Genomic DNA, 256 nt, shown 5'->3' with positions numbered 1-256 from the left:
CGCGAGACTTCCAGCGTATGGCGCAGAAATGACGCGAGACGCGAGATGCGCGCGTCGAGCTGCGCATAGCTGAAGCGGCGCTCGCTCGCGAGGTCGATCACCGCAATCTTGTTCGGCGTACGGCGGCCATAATGGGCGATCCAGTCGTAGTAACGAACGGCCAAGAACTCCTCCTCGGCGGTCTGGTGCCGCCCGCGTCCCTATTGCCATGCACCATGCCCGGCATGGCCCAGGGGCCAGCCGGAGTTTGTGCACC

The 256-nt window shown here is 64.8% G+C and carries 1 pseudogene; it reads right to left on the bottom strand.

The features are described from left to right. Window positions 1–164 (bottom strand): annotated as a pseudogene (locus tag AC0L2O_RS37085) (acid--CoA ligase); the annotation flags it as partial. Window positions 165–256 lie beyond the last annotated feature (92 nt).

Source organism: Bradyrhizobium sp. Kon10 (assembly GCF_055807395.1).
Note: the sequence above shows the minus strand (reverse complement) of the source record. Positions and strands in the feature narration are given on the sequence as shown.